Source organism: Citrobacter sp. MGH110 (assembly GCF_001037515.1).
GTDB classification, from domain to species: Bacteria; Pseudomonadota; Gammaproteobacteria; order Enterobacterales; family Enterobacteriaceae; genus Citrobacter; species Citrobacter portucalensis.
The window spans coordinates 1,174,446-1,193,506 of record NZ_KQ089830.1 but is presented as its reverse complement, the minus strand read 5'-3'; the positions used below and the strand labels follow the sequence as shown (position 1 = coordinate 1,193,506).

At 52.0% G+C, this 19,061-nt stretch carries 17 protein-coding genes and 1 pseudogene; 6 read left to right on the top strand and 12 right to left on the bottom strand.

Annotated elements, in window-relative coordinates:
* The first annotated feature begins 48 nt into the window (after nucleotides 1-48).
* Both SK38_RS05670 and SK38_RS05665 read left to right on the top strand, forming a co-directional pair.
* Nucleotides 49-978 carry a LysR family transcriptional regulator gene (locus SK38_RS05670; protein WP_048235345.1) on the top strand — a complete coding sequence of 310 codons (930 nt, stop codon included), beginning with the start codon at nucleotides 49-51 and terminating at the stop codon, nucleotides 976-978.
* 89 nt (nucleotides 979-1,067) lie between these two features.
* Complete coding sequence (locus SK38_RS05665) at nucleotides 1,068-2,057, top strand: zinc-dependent alcohol dehydrogenase family protein (protein ID WP_048235344.1); 990 nt, start codon at nucleotides 1,068-1,070, stop codon at nucleotides 2,055-2,057.
* 35 nt (nucleotides 2,058-2,092) lie between these two features.
* On the opposite strand, the gene SK38_RS05660 is transcribed toward SK38_RS05665, so the two are convergent.
* The 6 genes and pseudogenes from SK38_RS05660 to SK38_RS05630 all read right to left on the bottom strand — a co-directional run bounded on the left by SK38_RS05660 (nucleotide 2,093) and on the right by SK38_RS05630 (nucleotide 8,709).
* The gene (locus SK38_RS05660) at nucleotides 2,093-2,866 is read right to left on the bottom strand and encodes an amino acid ABC transporter ATP-binding protein (protein WP_048235343.1); all 774 of its coding nucleotides are present in this window, start codon (nucleotides 2,864-2,866) and stop codon (nucleotides 2,093-2,095) included.
* A complete protein-coding gene (locus tag SK38_RS05655; RefSeq protein ID WP_048235342.1) occupies nucleotides 2,850-3,776 on the bottom strand; it encodes an amino acid ABC transporter permease in 927 nt (308 codons plus the stop codon). The genes SK38_RS05660 and SK38_RS05655 overlap by 17 nt, the downstream gene beginning before the upstream one ends.
* 9 nt (nucleotides 3,777-3,785) lie before the next feature.
* Nucleotides 3,786-4,295, bottom strand: a complete 510-nt coding sequence (locus SK38_RS05650) for a GNAT family N-acetyltransferase (protein WP_003833076.1) — start codon at nucleotides 4,293-4,295, stop codon at nucleotides 3,786-3,788.
* A 10-nt stretch (nucleotides 4,296-4,305) separates the two neighbouring features.
* Nucleotides 4,306-6,564, bottom strand: a pseudogene (locus SK38_RS25170) (NtaA/DmoA family FMN-dependent monooxygenase).
* Nucleotides 6,565-6,589: 25 nt separating this feature from the next.
* Nucleotides 6,590-7,711, bottom strand: coding sequence for an amidohydrolase (locus SK38_RS05635; RefSeq protein WP_032943504.1), 1,122 nt, complete (start codon nucleotides 7,709-7,711; stop codon nucleotides 6,590-6,592).
* On the bottom strand, nucleotides 7,711-8,709 hold the full coding sequence (locus SK38_RS05630; RefSeq protein WP_032943505.1) for an MsnO8 family LLM class oxidoreductase: 999 nt from the start codon (nucleotides 8,707-8,709) through the stop codon (nucleotides 7,711-7,713). The genes SK38_RS05635 and SK38_RS05630 overlap by 1 nt, the downstream gene beginning before the upstream one ends.
* A gap of 514 nt (nucleotides 8,710-9,223) precedes the next feature.
* Here SK38_RS05630 and SK38_RS05625 point away from each other — a divergent pair.
* Both SK38_RS05625 and ansP read left to right on the top strand, forming a co-directional pair.
* Nucleotides 9,224-10,765: a methyl-accepting chemotaxis protein gene (locus SK38_RS05625; protein WP_048235339.1), complete on the top strand. Its 1,542-nt coding sequence runs from the start codon at nucleotides 9,224-9,226 to the stop codon at nucleotides 10,763-10,765.
* Between the two features lie 281 nt (nucleotides 10,766-11,046).
* On the top strand, nucleotides 11,047-12,489 hold the full coding sequence (ansP, locus tag SK38_RS05620) for an L-asparagine permease (protein ID WP_048235338.1): 1,443 nt from the start codon (nucleotides 11,047-11,049) through the stop codon (nucleotides 12,487-12,489).
* Between the two features lie 41 nt (nucleotides 12,490-12,530).
* Here ansP and SK38_RS05615 read toward each other — a convergent pair whose 3' ends face one another.
* The 4 genes from SK38_RS05615 to SK38_RS05600 all read right to left on the bottom strand — a co-directional run bounded on the left by SK38_RS05615 (nucleotide 12,531) and on the right by SK38_RS05600 (nucleotide 15,872).
* A complete protein-coding gene (locus SK38_RS05615; protein WP_003020157.1) occupies nucleotides 12,531-12,752 on the bottom strand; it encodes a YgdI/YgdR family lipoprotein in 222 nt (73 codons plus the stop codon).
* Nucleotides 12,753-12,889: 137 nt separating this feature from the next.
* Nucleotides 12,890-13,951, bottom strand: a complete 1,062-nt coding sequence (gene yncE, locus SK38_RS05610) for a 7-bladed beta-propeller protein YncE (protein ID WP_003833093.1) — start codon at nucleotides 13,949-13,951, stop codon at nucleotides 12,890-12,892.
* Nucleotides 13,952-14,203: 252 nt separating this feature from the next.
* The gene (locus SK38_RS05605) at nucleotides 14,204-15,238 is read right to left on the bottom strand and encodes an NADP-dependent oxidoreductase (protein WP_048235337.1); all 1,035 of its coding nucleotides are present in this window, start codon (nucleotides 15,236-15,238) and stop codon (nucleotides 14,204-14,206) included.
* Nucleotides 15,239-15,296: 58 nt separating this feature from the next.
* The gene (locus tag SK38_RS05600) at nucleotides 15,297-15,872 is read right to left on the bottom strand and encodes a helix-turn-helix domain-containing protein (protein WP_048235336.1); all 576 of its coding nucleotides are present in this window, start codon (nucleotides 15,870-15,872) and stop codon (nucleotides 15,297-15,299) included.
* A 37-nt stretch (nucleotides 15,873-15,909) separates the two neighbouring features.
* Between SK38_RS05600 and SK38_RS05595 the strand changes: the two genes are divergently transcribed.
* On the top strand, nucleotides 15,910-16,428 hold the full coding sequence (locus SK38_RS05595) for a GNAT family N-acetyltransferase (RefSeq protein WP_048235335.1): 519 nt from the start codon (nucleotides 15,910-15,912) through the stop codon (nucleotides 16,426-16,428).
* Nucleotides 16,425-16,874, top strand: a complete 450-nt coding sequence (locus SK38_RS05590) for a DMT family transporter (RefSeq protein WP_048235334.1) — start codon at nucleotides 16,425-16,427, stop codon at nucleotides 16,872-16,874. The genes SK38_RS05595 and SK38_RS05590 overlap by 4 nt, the downstream gene beginning before the upstream one ends.
* A 64-nt stretch (nucleotides 16,875-16,938) precedes the next feature.
* On the opposite strand, the gene SK38_RS05585 is transcribed toward SK38_RS05590, so the two are convergent.
* Complete coding sequence (locus SK38_RS05585; protein ID WP_048235333.1) at nucleotides 16,939-17,172, bottom strand: YdcY family protein; 234 nt, start codon at nucleotides 17,170-17,172, stop codon at nucleotides 16,939-16,941.
* Nucleotides 17,173-17,189: 17 nt separating this feature from the next.
* Entirely contained in the window at nucleotides 17,190-18,788 is a 1,599-nt protein-coding gene (locus SK38_RS05580; protein ID WP_048235332.1) for an ABC transporter substrate-binding protein, read from the bottom strand.
* Between the last annotated feature and the right edge of the window lie 273 nt (nucleotides 18,789-19,061).

Genomic DNA, 19,061 nt, shown 5'->3' with positions numbered 1-19,061 from the left:
TTATTACTTTCATAATAACAATGGTCGAATACCGGGGGAGAATAAGCAATGCGTTCCAGTATGTTTGAATACATGAACATTTTTGTACAGGTTGTTGAGCAAGGTGGATTTGCCAGAGCCGCAGATGTGTTACACCTGCACCGCCCTGCGGTCACCAAAGCTATCCAACATCTTGAAGACGATCTGGGGGCAAAGTTGCTTAACCGCACGACTCGTAAAGTGAGTCTGACAGAAGAAGGTGATGCTTTTTACCAACGCACAAAAATACTGCTCAGTGACGTTGATGACATCATGGCTTCTTTCTCGCCAACTCGCCCGCCACGCGGAAAACTCAGGGTTAATGCACCTCTGTCGCTGGCGCACTCCGTGTTAGTTCCTGCGCTGAAAGATTTCCAGTCGCGGTATCCTGACATCGAGATGGTGCTCACCTCCACCGACCGTAGAATCGATATGCTTGCCGAAGGTATCGACTGCATGATCCGTATCGGCGAGTTACAAGACTCTTCCCTGATATCCAGGCGACTCGGTGAAGTAAAGATGGTGACCTGTGCGTCACCGGATTATTTGCAACAACATGGCGTACCGCAGACGCCAGAGGATTTATCCCGACACCAGGCACTTAACTTTTTCAGCGAGCGTCACCGCGAAGCGCTGGAGTGGACCTTCGTCAATAAAGGTAAAACCGAATCGTTCACCCCCGCAGGGCGGATAAGCGTTGATAACTCCGATATTCTGTTGACCGGCTGCTTATCTGGACTCGGCATTATACGTGGCGTTCATGCTGTCCTTGCCCCCTATCTTCAGTCAGGCCAGCTTGTTGAGGTGCTGGCCGATTATACCGGAGAATCAAAACCAGTTTCGGTGCTTTACCCGGACAGACGTCATCTCGCCCCTCGGGTTCGGGTATTCATTGACTGGTTATGCGAACTTTTTAGCCAACAAAAACCACGGATTCAGGGATTATTACAAAATAAGTAATAGTGAAGTTCCGCAACAGTGGTTTTTCACTCTCATCTGAGTCGTTAAATTGTGCAGACCCAATACAGAACAATTTACTGAGGTCTGCTATGTCTAAGGTCGTAGTTTTTAATCAAATTGGTGGCGCTGAAGTCCTGAAGATTCAGGAGATGCAGGTTTGCGCGCCTGATGCAAATGAGGTTCAGATCCGCGTGCGGGCTATTGGTATCAACCGTGCGGAAGTTATGTACCGCACCGGACAGTATATTTACCAACCTAATTTCCCGGCGCGACTGGGTTATGAAGCTGCCGGAATCATTGAATCAGTGGGAGACAACGTACGTGAGTTTGCACCTGGCGATTACGTTAGCGTCATCCCGGCATTCAGCTTTCATCAATATGGAATGTATGGTGAAGTCGTTAATGCCCCCGCTCACGCGATCGTAAAGCATCCACAAAACCTGAGCTTTACCGAGGCTGCTGCCAGCTGGATGATGTATGTGACCGCTTTCGGTGCGCTGGTTGAATATGCGGATATTAAGCCCGGTGATAACGTGCTGATCAATGCTGCTTCCAGCAGCGTCGGACTGGCGGCAATTCAGATTGCTAACATGCGGGGAGCAAAACCGATTGCGATGACACGGACCAGTGAGAAACGTGATCAGTTGCTGCAACTGGGCGCGGCAGAGGTTATTGCAAGCCAGGAGCAGGATCTGGTGACCGAGATTCAGCGGATTACTGAGGGTAAAGGAACCCGCGTGGTGTTCGATCCGGTCGGTGGCCCAGCGGTGGCAAGAATTGCCCAAGTGATGCCAGCCGGTGGGCTCTTTTTCCAGTATGGTTCGCTTGATTCACGTGACCTTTCTATCCCGGTCATTGAGATACTCGGTCGCCATCTGACCTTCCGCGGCTATGAGATTTTCGAAATCACCTCGGACGCAGAAAAACTTGCGCGGGCGAAACGGTTTATCTTTGAAGGATTGCAGTCTGGCCAGCTCAAGCCGCTGATTGATAAAACCTTTGCCTTTGATGATATCGTCGAAGCACATCAATACATGGAAGCCAACGGCCAGGTAGGCAAAATCGTCGTCACTCTGTAACCTCTGTGCGGCACAGCCTTGTGCCGCAATGTGTCTCAAAGCACTTTCGACAAAAACTGCTGAGTGCGCGTGTGGCGTGGATGATTCAGCACTTGCTCGCTGCTGCCCTGCTCGATGATTTTGCCATCGACCATAAACACCACCTGATCCGCCACTTCCCGGGCGAAGCCAATCTCATGCGTTACCACAACCAGCGTGGTTCCCGACTTCGCCAGCGCTTTAATGACATCCAGTACTTCACCGACCAGTTCAGGATCCAGTGCAGATGTAGGCTCATCAAACAGCATGACACGCGGATTTAACGCCAGCGCACGGGCAATAGCGATACGCTGCTGCTGACCTCCGGATAAGTGACGCGACCAGGCATCGGCTTTATTCCGTAACCCTACCGCATCAAGCAGAGTTAATGCCCGCTCGGTGGCGGTTTTACGCGTTGCCAGTCCGTGCGCAATGGGCGCTTCAATCAGATTCTCCAGAACCGTTAAGTGCGGGAACAGATTAAAGTTCTGGAACACATAGCCGACGTTAACACGCTGGCGCAAAATTTCCGCCTCTTTCAGCTCATACAGCTTGTCTCCCTGCCGACGATAGCCAATGTAATCGCCATCGATTTGAATAAACCCCTCATCGACGCGTTCCAGATGGTTGATGGTCCGCAAGAGTGTGGATTTCCCTGAACCGGACGGGCCAAGAATAACCGTTACCGTACCGGGAGGGATCTCCAGCGACACATTATCCAGCGCTTTGTGGCGACCAAAGTATTTGCTAACGCCGGTAATAGAAATATGGCCTTCAGGCGAGTGGGACATGGACGGCCTCCTGCTGTGGATGTTGACGACTGCGTTTTTCTGCACGCGTCACCCGGGTTGTGTTGATCGCTGAACGTCGTTCGCTGCGTGCCAACGCACGTTCAACCAGGTGCTGAATTAACGACAGGACGCTGGTGATCACCAGATACCACACCGCACCCACCATCAGCAGCGGGATCACTTCCTGCGTGCGGTTATATATCATCTGGATGGTGTAGAACAGCTCCGGCATTGCCAGCACATATACCATCGCCGTCCCTTTCGCCAGGCTGATGATTTCATTGAATCCAGCAGGCAAAATGGTGCGCAGCGCCTGCGGCAGAATAATCCGCAGCGTACGTCGCCCTGCCGGTAAACCCAGTGCTGCCGCTGCCTCGTACTGACCGTGATCGACCCCTAAAAATCCACCCCGAATAATTTCAGCGGTATAGGCGCTTTGCACCAGCGTCAGGCCAACCACCGCAGTGGAAAACTGACCGAGTACATTGATGGTCTCAAAACTTCCCCACTGAATGGGAGTAAACGGAATACCAATCGTCAACGTGTCGTACAGATAGGAGAAGTTGTACAAAACGATCAGCACCACAATCAGCGGTAACGAACGAAACAGCCAGATGTATCCCCATGCCAGACCGTTCAACAGCCAGGAAGATGAAAGCCGCGCCAACGCCAGCAGACCGCCGATGACAATACTCAACAGCGTCCCGATCAGCGTCAGTAACAGCGTTTGCCCGAGGCCGGACAAGATAACCGGATCAAAGAACCAGCGGGCAAACACGCTCCATTCCCAGCGCGGATTAAACGCCACGGACTGGAGAATTACCGCAAGGGCAAATAAGGCAATGACCGCGCCTACGGTACGCATGGGATAACGTGCCGGTACGACTCTAATGCTATCTGTCGTTTTCATTTTCTCTCCTCAGGCGATTCTGGCCTGACCGGCAATAGTCAGCAGTTTGGTAAAGCGCAGCCGTCCATCAAACGGCGGCAGACTGTACTCTTCGGGATCGCGCGTCGTATCAAATTGCGGATCGTAGCCCTGGCTTAAATAAAGTCTGACGGCCTCCGGCTGGCGAAATCCCGTGGTCAGATAAATCCGGCTGTAGCCTGCGAGCAGCGCTCTACGTTCCAGTTCCTGCACCACGCGCGCCGCCAGCCCCTGCTGACGCAGGCTGCTTTTTGTCCAGATGCGCTTAATCTCGGCGGTATCTTTATCGTAAGGTTTGTAAGCCCCGGTGGCGATAATTTCGCCGCGGCGCTCCAGTACCACAAAAAGTCCCTGCGGCGCCAGATACCATTCGGTCAGTTCCACTTCAGCGTCGCGAGAAAAGTAATCGCCATAGCGGGCGGCATATTCACCGAACAGACCGTTCAAAATGGGCTGCAGCTCGCTGGCTTCCGGTGAGAGCACGCGAAATTGATCGCTCACGATGACCTCCTTAGTCGCCTAAACCGGCCGGGTTGATTTCAGATTGTGGAATGCGTTCCCCCCCTTCTCCCCAGCGATTCAGCACCTTGTCATAGTCGCCGTTGCCAATCACGCCGTTGAGGGCGGTTTGTACCGGCAGAACCAGGCCGCTGTCTTTTTTCAGCGTCACAGCGATATGTGCCGCTTTTGGCCAACCGCCATCAACGCTACCCACTAATTGCGTTTTACCGTTGAGTGCAGCTTTCCACGCGCCGATTACATTAGGACCGAAGTAGGCATCGGCGCGGCCCGACTGTAGGGCCAGGGTTTGCGCGGCATCATCTTTGGTATACACCGGCGTAAACGGCTGTAACCCTTTCTTCACGTTCTCATCGTTCCAGGCCAACAGAATGGCTTCCTGGTTAGTCCCCGAACCGACAATAATGCGTAGTCCTGCGATATCTTCCGCCTGCTCGATTTTCTTCAGCTTGCTACCGGTTTTGACATAAAAGCCAAGAGAGTCCTTCCGATACGTCGCGAAATCGAATTTTTCTTTGCGTGCTTTGGTGACGGTAATATTGCTGATCGCGGCATCGTATTTGCCGGAAGTGACGCCCAGCGGCCAGTCTTCCCATGACGTAGGTACAACGTTAAGTTCCAGCCCCAAACTGTCAGCCACCAGACGCGCAATATCCGCCTCGCTGCCGATCAGCGTTTTATTGTCATCGGCAAAGACGGTCAGCGGCGGCTGGCTGAGCCCGGCAATCGCCACGGTGAATTTACCCGGTACGGCCAGGTGCAGGTTTGCGGGCAACTGCGCAATCGCCTGCGGATTCTTTGCTGTATTGATCGGCGCTTTATTGGCTTCCAGGCTTACGCCGGTGCCGTTAATCGTCACCTCATTTGCCCAAACGGTCGCGCTTAAAGCCAGTGACAGCGCGAGAAATACTGATTTTTTCTGCATAGCGTTTTTCTCTTATTGTGTGAATTGATTTGCAGGTGTCGCTAATCCCAGGCTTGCGCGCAGGGTCGTACCGGGATATTCATGGCGGAACAGGCCGCGCGCCTGAAGCACGGGGACAACCTGTTCGACAAAACGCGGGAAGGTATCCGGCGTTCCGCCCTGGATGATAAAACCGTCTGCGGCTTTTTCGTCGAACCACTGCTGCAAGCCGTCGGCAACCTGTTGTGGCGTGCCGCTGAAACGCGGACGTGGACTGGCCGCTTCCAGAGCAACCTGACGAAGTGTTAAACCACGCTCGCGTGCGTTGCGTTTGATCTCATCAGTCGTACTGCGAAAGCTGTTTTGTCCGAGAGAGCCCAGATCCGGGAACGGTGCGTCCAGCGGATATTGGGCAAAATCATGATGTTCAAAGTAGCGGCCAAGATAGTTCAGCGCGTCAGTAACGGAGACCAGCGCAGCGGTAGTCTGATACTGCTGCTCAACGTCTTCTGCGCTGTCGCCAACAATAACGCTGACGCCCTGGAATATATGCAGTTGTTCAGGATGTCGTCCGGCGACTTCCAGCTGGCTTTTTACATCCTGATAGAAAGCTATAGCCTCTGCCAGCGACTCCTGATGGGTAAAAATGGCATCAGCATGCTGCGCCGCTAATTTCTTGCCATCTGCTGAAGCTCCCGCCTGAAATATAATCGGACGGCCTTGTGGTGTACGCCCAATATTTAATGGCCCAGCGACCTGGAAATAATCTCCATGATGGTTAAGCGTATGCAGCTTTTGCGGATTAAAAAATTCTCCACTTGTTTTATTACGGGTGAAAGCATCTTCTTCCCAGGAATCCCACAGCCCTTTCACTACCTGTAAATATTCATCGGCAATACGATAACGCTGGGCATGCTCTGGATGCTGAGCGCGAGAATAGTTTTTTGCCGATCCTTCCAGAGGCGACGTCACCACGTTCCAACCCGCGCGCCCCTTGCTGAGATGGTCCAGGCTAGCGAACTGCCGTGCGGTCGTAAACGGCTCGCTGTATGATGTGGACACCGTGCCAACCAGCCCCAGATTCTTGGTGATACTGGCCAAAGCGGATAATACTGTCAGCGGCTCAAAACGATTTAAAAAGTGTGGGATTGATTTTTCATTAATATACAGACCATCGGCGACAAAAATAAAATCCAGCTTCCCTTTTTCCGCAATAAGCGCTGTCTCTTTGACAAAATCAAAATTAATACTGGCATCAGCCTGAGCCGCCGGATGGCGCCACGCGGACATATTTCCCGATGCGCCATGTAGAATAGTGCCGAGCCGTAGTTGCCGATTTTCAGCCATAATAACCCCTACCCAACAGGTAAACTTAAAGGTGTGCGAATGCCGTTTTTGCTAACTGCGCAAAGTAGTGCGCGGCAGGTTCAATTAAACGCTCGTCCGGATTAAATCCCGGGTGATGTAATCCGTATTCACTGGCGCTGCCAATACTGACAAATGCGCCAGGTGTATTTTGCAGGTAGACGGCAAAATCCTCTCCGCCCATATGCAGGTCGGCATGGTGGGTGGTATAGCCTGACTGTTTCGCCACCGCGGTGGCAATATCGGCCCAACGATCATCATTTACCAATGCGGTTGGTCCCGCATGCCAGATTACGTCGATTTGTGCGCCAAAGGCGTGGGCAAATCCGGCGGCGATGTCATTAACGCGGGCCTTAACCTGCTGCTGCACCTGGGTTCGGTGCGTTCTGAGTGTCCCTTCCAGCTCAACGGACTCCGGCAGTACGTTCCAGGTGTTTCCCCCCTGAATACGGGTCACGCTGAGCACCACCGAATCCAGCGTGTTTATGTCGCGGCTGGCAACGCTTTGCAGCACCGTTACCAACTGGCTGGCGAGCAGGATGGCATCTTTACCTTCATGCGGACGCGCCGCATGTGCGCCCTTGCCATTAATGCGCAGTACGAAGCGGTCGACATTGGCATAAAATGCGCCGCCGCGTGTGGCAAATTCGCCCACCGGCAAACCGGGCTCATTGTGCATACCGAAAATAGCCGCTACGTTTTGCAGCGCACCGGCGCGGATCAACGTTTTTGCGCCGCCGAAACTCTCTTCAGCTGGCTGAAACAAAATACGTACTCGCCCCGGTAAGGTTATTTCCTGCTGTTTTAGCAGCAGTGCTGCACCAAGCATGACGCTGGTATGGACGTCATGCCCGCAGGCATGCATCACGCCCGGCGTGAGTGAACGAAACGGAACATCGGCGCTTTCTTCTATCGGTAGCGCGTCGATATCCGCCCGCAGCGCGATGACATCTTCTCCCTGACCAATTTCCACGACCAGACCGGTTTTCAGCTCGAACGGCAGAATGTCGACGTCCGCAGCGTGCAACCAGGCGTGAATGCGCGCCGTGGTTGCTTCCTCCTGCAGGGAAAGCTCCGGATGCTGATGTAGTTCACGACGCCAGTCGATAAGCGTTGAGCCGAGAGTCATCAGAGCACCTCCACGGCGTTATGGGCTTGCGCTAACAAACGCAGCGATGTCAGACGCGCATGCCCTTGCGCCACTGGCGTGTCGATAATGAACTCGTCAATGCCAAATTGCGTATGCAGAGCATTCAGCTTTGCCATCACCTCCTGAGCGGTGCCGTGTAGCAACGCCTGCTCACGACGCGCGATTTTGCGTGGTGGGCTGCCAGACTGAGCGGCAAACGCCAGCGCCTGTTCTTCGCTGGCTACCGTGACACGTTGACCATCTTCCAGCTCCACGCCCCAGATTTGTACGTTTTCCGCCAGTTGCGCAGCGGTGTCGTAACTGTCAGCCACAATCACCTGGACGGCGACTATCGTCGGGCGTGCACTGTGGGTCTGCCAGAAGGACAAAACGTCATGCAATAACGCTTTGTCACCATTGAGGTGCGCTGCGAAGATGAAATTCCAGTCGGATTGCGCTGCTAACTGCGCGCTTTGCACACTGGCTCCCAGTACAAACTTTTCCGGTGGTATCGGTGGAATTGGCGTCGGGAATACCGTTTCCCCGCTTTCCGTTCCGCTCAGCGCCAGCCAATCGTTAAGCAAAGAAAGCTGGTCGGCAAAACTGCCTTTTTCTTCCTGATGCAGCCCATGCTGTAACGCCTGGGTCGACAGCGGTAAGCCGCCAGGGGCTTTCCCTACGCCGAGATCAACACGTCCAGGAGCCAGCGATGCCAGAAGATTGAAGTTTTCCGCCACTTTGTACGGGCTGTAATGTTGCAGCATTACGCCGCCGGAACCTACGCGGATATGCTGGGTTTGCCCGAGGATCCAGGCGATCACCAGCTCCGGCGATGGGCTGGCCAGCTGTGCCGTATTATGGTGTTCCGCGATCCAGAAACGATGGTACCCCCACTCTTCTGCCAGTTGCGCCAGGCGCAACGTACGGGAAAGCGCGGTCGCGGCAGTTTCACCTTCCCCGATGGGGCTTTTATCCAGAATACTCAGGCGATATGACATGTTACGAGCCTATGTTTGTTAACATGTCTTTATTATTAATTTATCAAATAGCCATACTGAAACATTTAATTCACATTTGCTCAGCTAAAAAGTAGATAACAACCCCTGTCGCTGCCAGGGTTAAAATTTGGATCGCCCAGTACTGGTTGTAACGCTAAACAGAAAAACACCCGCAATTAATAGCCTACAAAATATAATAGGGTCGTTGGAATCACGGTAATAACATCAAAATCATTTCATGCCAGTTTTCTTTTTACGAAAAGGTTTTTTAACGCGATTTACGTTAAGTCAGTTTAAACGACTTGTCACGTTATGCGCTTGTATTAATTGTTTCACTTTTATGACACAGGATGAATGATTTACATAGGAATTTTTATTTTAACTACTTCCACAGAATTGATGATTAGTAGAGAATGCAACGTTCTTATTAAAACGGTTTAAAACAGATTTTAATATCCCCCGATTTTATTGCGGGGATTTTTGTATGGATTATACATAGCACCATGGGACCTCTATGAAAAGTAACATGCCCGTTACACAAATTGAGCACGCACTTAACGATAAAGCGACGCTGCTTTCTACGACGGATAAAGAAAGTCATATTACCTACGCCAACTCCGCGTTTATTGATGCCAGCGGATTTAACGAACACCAGTTAATGGGCGAACCACATAATATTATTCGCCATCCCGATATGCCTCCCGCGGCGTTCGCCGATATGTGGTACACGCTACAGCAGGGAGACAGCTGGACGGGGATGGTGAAAAACCGTCGGCAGAATGGCGACCATTACTGGGTTCGCGCCAACGTTACGCCAGTCTGGCACAATGAAAAACTCACCGGCTACATCTCGGTGCGTACCGTTCCTTCGCGCGATGAAATAACTCAAAGCGAAAGCTTATATCAAAAAATTAATAATCAGCAGCTTAAAGGGTTTCGTCTTTTTAAAGGCATTATCATTCGTCGCGGAATATTGTCATGGGCATCAATGTTTAAATGGCTGAGCATTAGCCAGCGCGTCAATTATTCTTTAGGGGTAATCGCCCTGCTCGCTGTGCTATTTCTCTTCGCTCCTGTTAATCCATTTATTCAGGCGGGAGGGTTATTGTTCTTATTTCTGATGCTTGCTATTTACCTTAAGTATCAAATTTGTCAGCCAGTTAATACGCTACTGACGCAAATGAAGAAAGTGGTATCCGGGAGAAAACCTGATAACTGTCATTTAAATCGGGTGGATGAGATCGGAATGCTGATGCGTCTGGTTAATCAGTCCGGGCTTAATCTGAATTCCCTGGTCGACGATGTCAGTACGCAAATATCCGGTATTCGCGCCATCAGTCAGCGGGTATCAAAAGAAGGTACGGCGCTGCACAAGCGTTCAGAAGAAACCTCCGCCGACCTGCAACAAACCGCTGCCGCCATTGAAGAAATTGGTAGCGCGGTACAGCAAACTGCTGAGACTGCGGCTCATACTATGACCATGGCCGATAAAACCAGCGCCAATGCGGCAGAAGGCGGCGATATTATGAAACAAACTATCGCCATGATGCAGGCGATATCGCGTGACAACGGGCAAATAGTCGACATCATTGGCGTTATCGACAGCATTGCTTTCCAGACTAATATTCTGGCGCTCAATGCCGCGGTTGAGGCCGCGCGAGCCGGGGAGTCCGGGCGTGGTTTTGCCGTTGTGGCGGCAGAGGTCCGTAATCTGGCGCAGCACTCGGCGTCGGCAGCAAAAGAGATCAAACAGCTGATTGAGAAGAATGTCGCTAACGTTAACAGCGGCGTCAAAATGGTGGAGCAAACGGAAACGCATCTCACTGGGATGATTGGCGATGTCCTGCAGATGTCGATGATGATCAAAGATATTAGTCTGGCGACGCGTGAGCAAACCCAGGCGCTGGATCTGATTAACGATTCGATTTCACGCGTTGGCACCATGACACACAATAACGCCGAGATGGTGGAGCGTGTCACCGATGCTACCGCCGATCTGACTCAACGTTCATCGCGCTTACAGCAGGCCGTTCAGGTCTTTGGCGTATCAGCATAACCTTACGGCGCTTATCGGGTGAATGTCTCGATAAGCGCACACCTCTCCACGTATTTACGCCCTTCTCTTTTATTGGCTGAATCGAGGCCACACCGCGCCAGTGCTGGCTGTACAAAAATGCTGAATTCTTGTTATCGGGGCTTTGCGGAACCGAACAATTGAATGTAGGATGCTCGGCCGGCAGTTTTCCCCCATAACACAATGAAGGTTAAGGCTGTTTTTCGCCGCAGCAGGTGCGGCAAAAAGGATTTTGTATTTTTGTCAGGTCAACAGGAAAAGTAATGAACACAAACAACACGCAAGCCGCGGAACAACATGCGGCGAAACGACGCTGGTTGAATGCCCACGAAGAGGGGTATCACAAAGCGATGGGTAATCGACAGGTACAAATGATCGCCATTGGCGGCGCAATCGGTACCGGGTTGTTTTTAGGGGCTGGCGCACGCTTGCAAATGGCGGGTCCTGCTTTGGCGCTGGTTTATCTGGTGTGCGGTATTTTTTCGTTCTTTATACTGCGTGCGCTTGGTGAACTGGTTTTACATCGCCCTTCCAGCGGCAGCTTTGTCTCCTATGCTCGCGAATTTTTAGGTGAGAAAGCCGCCTATGTGGCTGGCTGGATGTACTTCATCAACTGGGCGATGACCGGCATTGTCGATATCACCGCGGTGGCGTTGTATATGCATTACTGGGGCGCATTTGGTGATGTACCGCAGTGGGTGTTCGCTCTCGGCGCGCTGGCCATTGTCGGCACCATGAACATGATCGGCGTGAAGTGGTTCGCGGAGATGGAGTTTTGGTTTGCGCTGGTCAAAGTGCTGGCGATTGTGATTTTCCTGGTGGTGGGTACCGTCTTTTTAGGCACTGGAAAGCCGCTGGATGGTAACGCCACCGGTTTTCACCTGATCACCGACAACGGTGGGTTCTTCCCACATGGTCTGCTGCCGGCGCTGGTACTGGTTCAGGGGGTAGTTTTTGCGTTTGCCTCCATTGAACTGGTGGGCACCGCTGCTGGAGAATGCAAAGATCCGCAAACCATGGTGCCAAAAGCGATCAATAGCGTTATCTGGCGTATTGGTCTGTTCTATGTGGGTTCTGTCGTGCTGCTGGTTCTGTTACTGCCGTGGAATGCCTATCAGGCGGGGCAAAGCCCGTTTGTTACCTTCTTCTCCAAACTGGGCGTGCCGTATATCGGCAGTATCATGAATATTGTGGTGCTCACCGCGGCGCTTTCCAGCCTTAACTCTGGGCTGTACTGCACCGGGCGTATTTTACGTTCCATGTCGATGGGCGGATCGGCGCCTAAATTCATGGCTAAAATGAGCCGTCAACAAGTACCCTGGGCTGGGATCCTCGCCACGTTGGTCGTCTATGTCGTCGGGGTATTTCTGAACTATCTGGTACCGTCGCAGGTGTTTGAGATCGTGTTGAACTTCGCGTCGTTGGGCATTATTGCGTCGTGGGGCTTTATCATGGTCTGTCAGATGCGTCTGCGCCGGGCCATAAAAGAAGGTAAAACGGCAGACGTCAGTTTTAAACTACCGGGCGCTCCGTTTACCTCGTGGCTAACCCTACTGTTCCTGCTGAGCGTACTGGTGCTGATGGCGTTTGACTATCCAAACGGCACCTACACCATCGCGTCATTACCATTGATTGCCATCCTGCTGGTTGCAGGCTGGTACGGCGTACGTAAACGCGTCGCGGAAATCCACCGCACCGCGCCGTAATGGCTGAAGGCCTGACTGGTTAACCCTTCAGGCCTTCATTTTTAGTTCGCTTCAATCAACTGCGCTACATCGTTGCTGTTAATTTCCCGCGCATTTCCATCCTGATCGGTATAGCTGGTCATTCCCGTATCTTTATCCAGTTTTGGCTTACCCTGGGTGGTGATGGTTTGTCCGCTTTTGGTCGTCATGACGTAATCGGTGGTACATCCTGCAAGGGTAAACAGCATTACGCCTGCACAAAGACAGATAAATGGCTTTTTCATGGTATTCCCGTGTTATTCAGTTAGCCGTTGAGGGCGTAGTGTAAGTCCCTGAAGTGGCTCGGGCTACTGGCGGGGTGTAACGAGGCGTATCGTGGGGTTTAGAGAAATGACAGGAGGGGTTTCCCCCTCCGGATGTTTTATAGCGCAATACGAATAACATCGTCCGGCTGAGTGGCTTCCTGCTCGCGGGTAGATTTCTGTTTCACGCTGACGTACAGGGTTTTACCATCGGCGGAGAGCGCCAGGCTATTCGGGAACGTTGGGGTCTCGAATGTTTTGACGACTTTATAGCTTTTCGCGTCGATCACACTCACTTTACCGGCCTGGCGATGAGTCACGTAGGCTTCATTACGCGTTGGGTTGAACAACACGGCCAGGGATTCCGGCGCGGCGACTTTTGCCAGTACATTGCCATTACGGGTGTCGATTACCAACACTTCCGCCGCTTTAGAGTCGGTGACAAATGCGCGGTTGCCCGCTGTGTCCAGGCTCAGGTTGATAAAGAAATGCTCTTTCCCATCATCCAGCAGTTTTTTGCGGCTGAGAATTTTGTTAGTGGCGGTGTCAATGGTAATGAATTCACCGTCGGCATTGGCGGTGTACAGGCGTTTAGCCTTGCTGTCGACAGCCAGAGCGGTGCTCATTTTGCCGGTATTCTGGATGGTGTCCTTCAGCTTGATCGTCTCACCGTCCACCACCCAAATCACGCTCTCTTTACCAATACCGCTAATGTATACCGTGTTGGTGGCATCATCGGCGACCAGCTCACGCGGCTGCAGCGGGCGAACGTCTTCAGAACGTTTACGCGCATCCAGCACCAGGCGTCCTTTCACCGCACCGGTTTTGGCATCCATCGCCGTAACCGCGCTGTTTACCGTGTTGCCGAACCACAGCGTTTGCGTGGCATTGTTGATGGTGGCACCAAATGGTTTGAGATCGTTATGAATCACCTGGGTCACTTCGAGGGTGACCGGGTCAAGACGATAAACCACCCCGCCGGTATCCAGTTTGCGGCTCTGTGAGGTCGCCAGCCACAGCGCGTTCTCTTGCTGGCTGTACGCCATTTCATAGGCGCCTTTGCCGACGGCTTTGCGCAGCAGTTCTTCTGCAGCCTGCGTAGTAAAAGATGATGCAACGAGCAGTGAACCTAACAGTAAAGAACCACGCAGACGCGGCGAAAACAGATGACGTAAAGACATGACGACTCCCTTTGATAAATTCGTTTGTTACTGCTTCACATAGCTTCAATGAGCAAAATCATGGTTTTGCCTTTTTAAGAATGAGAATAGTAATCATTATTTATCTCAATGTGGAGTGTTTATTCGCTTTCGGGTAGTAACCTTCTTATTTTCTCCATGAATACCAGATAACGACATTGGCATTTTACCAGGCCTACATTTTGTACGAAGCAGGCCTGGTTACAGACATTCACCGTCTTCCACCCTTACGCATCAACCCTCAGCAAGACGAATCACTACCTTGCCGAAGTTTTTGCCGGTCAGCAGACCGATAAAGGTTTGTGGCGCATTTTCCAGACCGTCGGTCACCTGCTCGCGGTAGTGGATTTTGCCCTCTTTAACCCAGCGCCCCATCTCCCGCTGAAACTCATGAATACGGTGTCCATAATCCTGACCAATGATAAAACCCTGCATGCGGATACGCTTTTTCAGCAGCGTTGCCATTAACAGCGGTAATCTGTCAGGTCCGGCCGGAAGCGACGTTGCGTTATAACCGCTGACCAGGCCACAAAGCGGGATGCGCGCTGAGGTATTGAGCAATGGCAGGACAGCATCAAATACTTTTCCACCGACGTTTTCGTAATAAATATCAATACCCTGCGGGCAGGCTTTTGCCAGTTGTTGCGCAAAATCTTGTGCGTGGTGATCGAGACAGACATCAAAACCCAATACCTCGGTAGCATGTCGACATTTCTCTGCCCCACCCGCCACACCGATCACCCGACAACCCTTAAGCTTACCGATCTGCCCGACCGTTGCGCCAACCGGCCCGGTTGCGGCAGCTACCACCAGCGTTTCCCCCGCTTTTGGCTGACCGATATCCAGCAGGCCCATATAAGCGGTAAACCCCGGCATACCCATAACACCCAGCGCCCAGGAGGGATGCTCGGGATGATCGCCAAGCTTCACCAGCCCGTTACCGTCGGAGATGTCATAGTCCTGCCAACCGCTGTAGCTCAATACCCATTCGCCTGGCTGGTAGTCCGGATGGTGGGATGACACCACGCGACTTACGGTCCCCCCCACCATAACACCACCAACCTCTACTGGTGGTGAGTAAGATGGCTCATCGCTCATGCGGCCACGCATGTAGGGATCAAGGGAAAGATAAACGGTGCGCAACAACATCTGGCCTTCGCCCAGTGTTGCGACTTCATCTTCTTCAAGACGGAAGTTCTCTGGGACTGGCGCGCCATGTGGACGGGAAGCCAGTACCCAACGACGGTTACGATTAGTCTGTTGACCCATGATGTGCTCCTCTGCTTTTGGCATGAATCCATCAATAGTAGCAGCCCGTTCCTGCTATTTAGCTGACGACGTGGTTTAACCGCACAACCAGGTAAACGCAGGGTTGCGCGGTTTCATTGATAAACCGACAGTCATTCGGCGGGCCAAGTTCCAGGCAATCACCTGCCTGCATTTCATGGCGTACGTCCCCTTCGACAAAGACTAATTCCCCCTGCTGTAACCAGATAAGTTGTCTGGCCAGCACATAGGAAGAGGCTGGCATCGGGATATCACTTCCGGCGGGTAATTCGATCTGCACCAGATCGATAGGCAGATCGCTGCGCGGTGAAACATGGCGGCGCAGATAGTGACTTTGTGGATCGTGCCAAACAGGCTGATCGACGAAGCGCAGTAGCTTGCCCTCCTGCATTTCAGCCCGCGCAATCAGGGTAGACATGCTGATGCCAAACGCGCCGGAAAGCCTGCCCAGCAGCATAGCCGTTGGACTACTCTCGCCGCGCTCTATTTTATGGATCATGGCCCGCGACACACCCGCGCGCTCGGCAAGTTCCGTGAGTGACCAACCGCGAGATTCCCGCTCAATGCGAATTCTTGCACTGATCCGTTGATTTATGCTGTCTTCAATAGTATTCATATTGTAATACTATAGTGAACAACCCCTGAGGTTCAACATGTCAATTCGATTTGCCAGCAAAGAAGACTGCGCCGCCATTGCAGAAATCTACAACCATGCGGTACTGCATACGGCGGCTATCTGGAACGATCAAACGGTCGATGCCGAAAACCGTATTTCCTGGTATGAAGCCCGCCAATTGATGGGGTATCCGGTACTGGTGAGTGAAGAGAATGGCGTGGTTACAGGATACGCCTCCTTTGGCGACTGGCGTAACTTTGATGGCTTCCGTCATACCGTTGAACATTCGGTGTATGTTCATCCTGAACATCAGGGAAAAGGGCTAGGACGGGCACTACTCAGCAGACTGATAGACGAAGCCCGCGCATGCGGCAAGCATGTGATGGTGGCAGGTATTGAGTCTCAGAATCAGGCATCACTGCATCTGCACAGCTTGCTGGGTTTTAAAACCACCGCGCAAATGCCGCAGGTTGGAACCAAATTTGGCCGTTGGCTGGATCTGACCTTCATGCAGTTACAGCTAGACGATCGCCGCGATCCGGATGCCCGTAGATGAACCAGACGCTGACCCTCTCCTTTCTGATTGCCGCAGGTATTGGTCTGGTGGTGCAAAATACCTTGATGGTACGCATCACCCAGACGTCTTCGACGATCCTCATCGCCATGTTACTTAACTCGCTTGTCGGGATCGTGCTGTTTGTCAGCATACTGTGGTTTAAGCAAGGAGCTGTGGGATTTGGAGAACTGGTATCCAGCGTGCGCTGGTGGACACTCATCCCCGGATTGCTGGGATCGTTCTTTGTTTTCGCCAGCATCAGTGGGTACCAAAATGTGGGTGCCGCTACCACTATCGCGGTGCTGGTGGCTAGCCAGTTAATCGGCGGGCTGGTGCTGGATATTCTACGTAGTCACGGCGTGCCGCTGCGGGCGCTGGTAGGTCCGGTCTGTGGCGCGGTGCTGTTGGTCATCGGGGCGTGGCTGGTGGCGAGACGTTCATTTTAATTGCCTGACGGCGCTTCGCTTATCAGACCTACAGAACGTGCCTGTAGGTCGGATAAGTGAAATATCAGAGGATTGTGCCGCCTTTGGTCAACTGTTCGCGACGGGCTTCCATATCTTCTTTATGCTGACGGCCATGATGTGCGATAGCCGTACGCAAACGCTGTTGCTGGGTATAGCGGTCTTCCCGGCTCAACGCGATATCATCGCTGAGCTCAATCAGCAATTCATTCATATGCGTAATGACGCTCTCTTCAATGGCGGCATCAACACGTGCGCTGACCTCATCCAGATGCGACATAACCTCTCCTTAACTCATTAATTTAATTTTGCTTTTGAAAAATCACTGCCCATCAGGCTGACGCTGTATCCGCTGACGTTGCTGCGCGTAGCGTAGAACGTTTTACCGTTTGCCAGGGCTATCCACGGAGCCTGCTGGTAGAAAATCTCTTGCGATTGCTGGTAAAGCACGGCGCGCTCTTCCGGTTTACTCACCAGCTTCGCCTTTTGAACCAGCGAATTATACTCTTTATCGCACCAGCGCGCGGCGTTAGATCCGGTTTTTATGCTGTCGCAGCCCAGCAGCACATCGGCGAAATTATCCGGATCGCCGTTGTCTGACATCCAGCCAAACAACGCGGTGTCATGCTCACCTTTACGCATTCCGGAGAGATATTCCCCCCACTCGTACGACACAATTTTCGCCTTCACGCCCACCTTTGCCCAGTCGCTCTGGATCATCTCAGCAATCCGTCGGGAGTTCGGGTTGTAAGGGCGCTGAACCGGCATTGACCACAGCGTCGCTTCAAAGCCGTTTTCCAGCCCCGCCTGCTTCAGCAGATCTTTCGCCTTTTGCGGGTCGTAAGTGTAATCCTGCAGATCTTTATTGAAGCCCATCATATTCGGCGGAATCGGTGATTTTGCCACCGTACCGGAACCTAAAAAGACGGCGTTAATAATGGCCTTTTTATCGGTCGCGTAGTTTAGCGCCTGACGCACCAGTACGTTATCAAACGGTTTTTTCTCGGTATTAAACGCCAGATACCCGACGTTTAGCGCTTCAACCGCATGCAGCGTCAAATCTTTATTCTTTTTAATCTCGTCAAACTGTACGGGGGCTGGCGCCGGGATTATCTGGCATTCATTGGTTTGCAGTTTTGCCAGGCGCGTCTGGACGTTTGGCGTGATGGAGAAGATCAGGTGCTTTGTTGGAACGGTGCCATCCCAGTAGTTAGGGTTAGCGAGATAGCGGATTTGCGAGTCCTGCTTGTACTGTTGCAACACGTAAGGCCCGGTGCCAATCGGCCAGTTATCGACGTTTTCCGGGGTGCCTTTTTTCAGCATCGCGTCGGCATATTCCGCAGAAAGGATGGAGGCAAAATCCATACCCCAGTCGGCAAGAAACGCGGCATTAGGTTCATTGAGGACAAACTGAACGTGATAATCATCGACCTTCTTCACTTCTTTAATCAGTTTATCCAGACCAACATCGTTAAAGTATTCGTAGCTTCCCTGAGAAACCTTGTGATACGGATGATCGGCATCTTTCTGCCGTAATACCGAGAAAATCACGTCATCTGCGTTGAAGTCGCGGGTCGGTTTAAAGAATTTATTACTGTTGAATTTCACGCCCTGACGCAGGGTAAACGTGTAAGTCTTACCATCCGGGGAAATCGTCCAGTCCGTTGCCAGAGACGGTATCGGGGTATTCTTTACTGGATCAAAGTTGATGAGTCGGTTGTAGAGCACCTGTGAACTGGCCACAAATGAAGGACCTGAACTGGCGATTTGCGGGTTAAATGACTCCGGAGATGCTTCAGAGCAATAGATGATGGTGTCAGTATTGGCCGCGAACGCAGCGCCTGACGGTAAGACGGCGCTGAGAGCCAGCGCGAGTAACGTTTTCCTTGCAATCATGGTTATAAGCCTTCTTATTTTATTATTAACAGGGATATCAGAGCATAGCTGACAAAAACTGACCAATAACAAATCACTATCAGGTTATTCTAATCCGGTGTATTTCGCTGAATAATTCATCACTCCAAGCGAATTAATTTCCCTTAAGTCTTTTTCAAAACGTCAAGATTTTTCCCGGCACTCTATGCCATGAAAATTAGCCCCTTTTTGCCTCTCTTTCGCCGTTTGCTCGTTTTTATAAAACGTAAAGTAGATACGTGAAGAAGTCTAAGG

Bases quoted from the DNA above. Each gene is read 5' to 3' on its own strand.
- yncE (WP_003833093.1), bottom strand. From the start codon at position 13,951: ATGTCTTTACGTCATCTGTTTTCGCCGCGTCTGCGTGGTTCTTTACTG.
- SK38_RS05670 (WP_048235345.1), top strand. From the start codon at position 49: ATGCGTTCCAGTATGTTTGAATACATGAACATTTTTGTACAGGTTGTT.
- SK38_RS05615 (WP_003020157.1), bottom strand. From the start codon at position 12,752: ATGAAAAAGCCATTTATCTGTCTTTGTGCAGGCGTAATGCTGTTTACC.
- SK38_RS05605 (WP_048235337.1), bottom strand. From the start codon at position 15,238: ATGGGTCAACAGACTAATCGTAACCGTCGTTGGGTACTGGCTTCCCGT.
- SK38_RS05625 (WP_048235339.1), top strand. From the start codon at position 9,224: ATGAAAAGTAACATGCCCGTTACACAAATTGAGCACGCACTTAACGAT.
- SK38_RS05580 (WP_048235332.1), bottom strand. From the start codon at position 18,788: ATGATTGCAAGGAAAACGTTACTCGCGCTGGCTCTCAGCGCCGTCTTA.
- ansP (WP_048235338.1), top strand. From the start codon at position 11,047: ATGAACACAAACAACACGCAAGCCGCGGAACAACATGCGGCGAAACGA.
- SK38_RS05665 (WP_048235344.1), top strand. From the start codon at position 1,068: ATGTCTAAGGTCGTAGTTTTTAATCAAATTGGTGGCGCTGAAGTCCTG.
- SK38_RS05630 (WP_032943505.1), bottom strand. From the start codon at position 8,709: ATGTCATATCGCCTGAGTATTCTGGATAAAAGCCCCATCGGGGAAGGT.
- SK38_RS05635 (WP_032943504.1), bottom strand. From the start codon at position 7,711: ATGACTCTCGGCTCAACGCTTATCGACTGGCGTCGTGAACTACATCAG.
- SK38_RS05660 (WP_048235343.1), bottom strand. From the start codon at position 2,866: ATGTCCCACTCGCCTGAAGGCCATATTTCTATTACCGGCGTTAGCAAA.
- SK38_RS05590 (WP_048235334.1), top strand. From the start codon at position 16,425: ATGAACCAGACGCTGACCCTCTCCTTTCTGATTGCCGCAGGTATTGGT.
- SK38_RS05585 (WP_048235333.1), bottom strand. From the start codon at position 17,172: ATGTCGCATCTGGATGAGGTCAGCGCACGTGTTGATGCCGCCATTGAA.
- SK38_RS05595 (WP_048235335.1), top strand. From the start codon at position 15,910: ATGTCAATTCGATTTGCCAGCAAAGAAGACTGCGCCGCCATTGCAGAA.
- SK38_RS05600 (WP_048235336.1), bottom strand. From the start codon at position 15,872: ATGAATACTATTGAAGACAGCATAAATCAACGGATCAGTGCAAGAATT.
- SK38_RS05655 (WP_048235342.1), bottom strand. From the start codon at position 3,776: ATGAAAACGACAGATAGCATTAGAGTCGTACCGGCACGTTATCCCATG.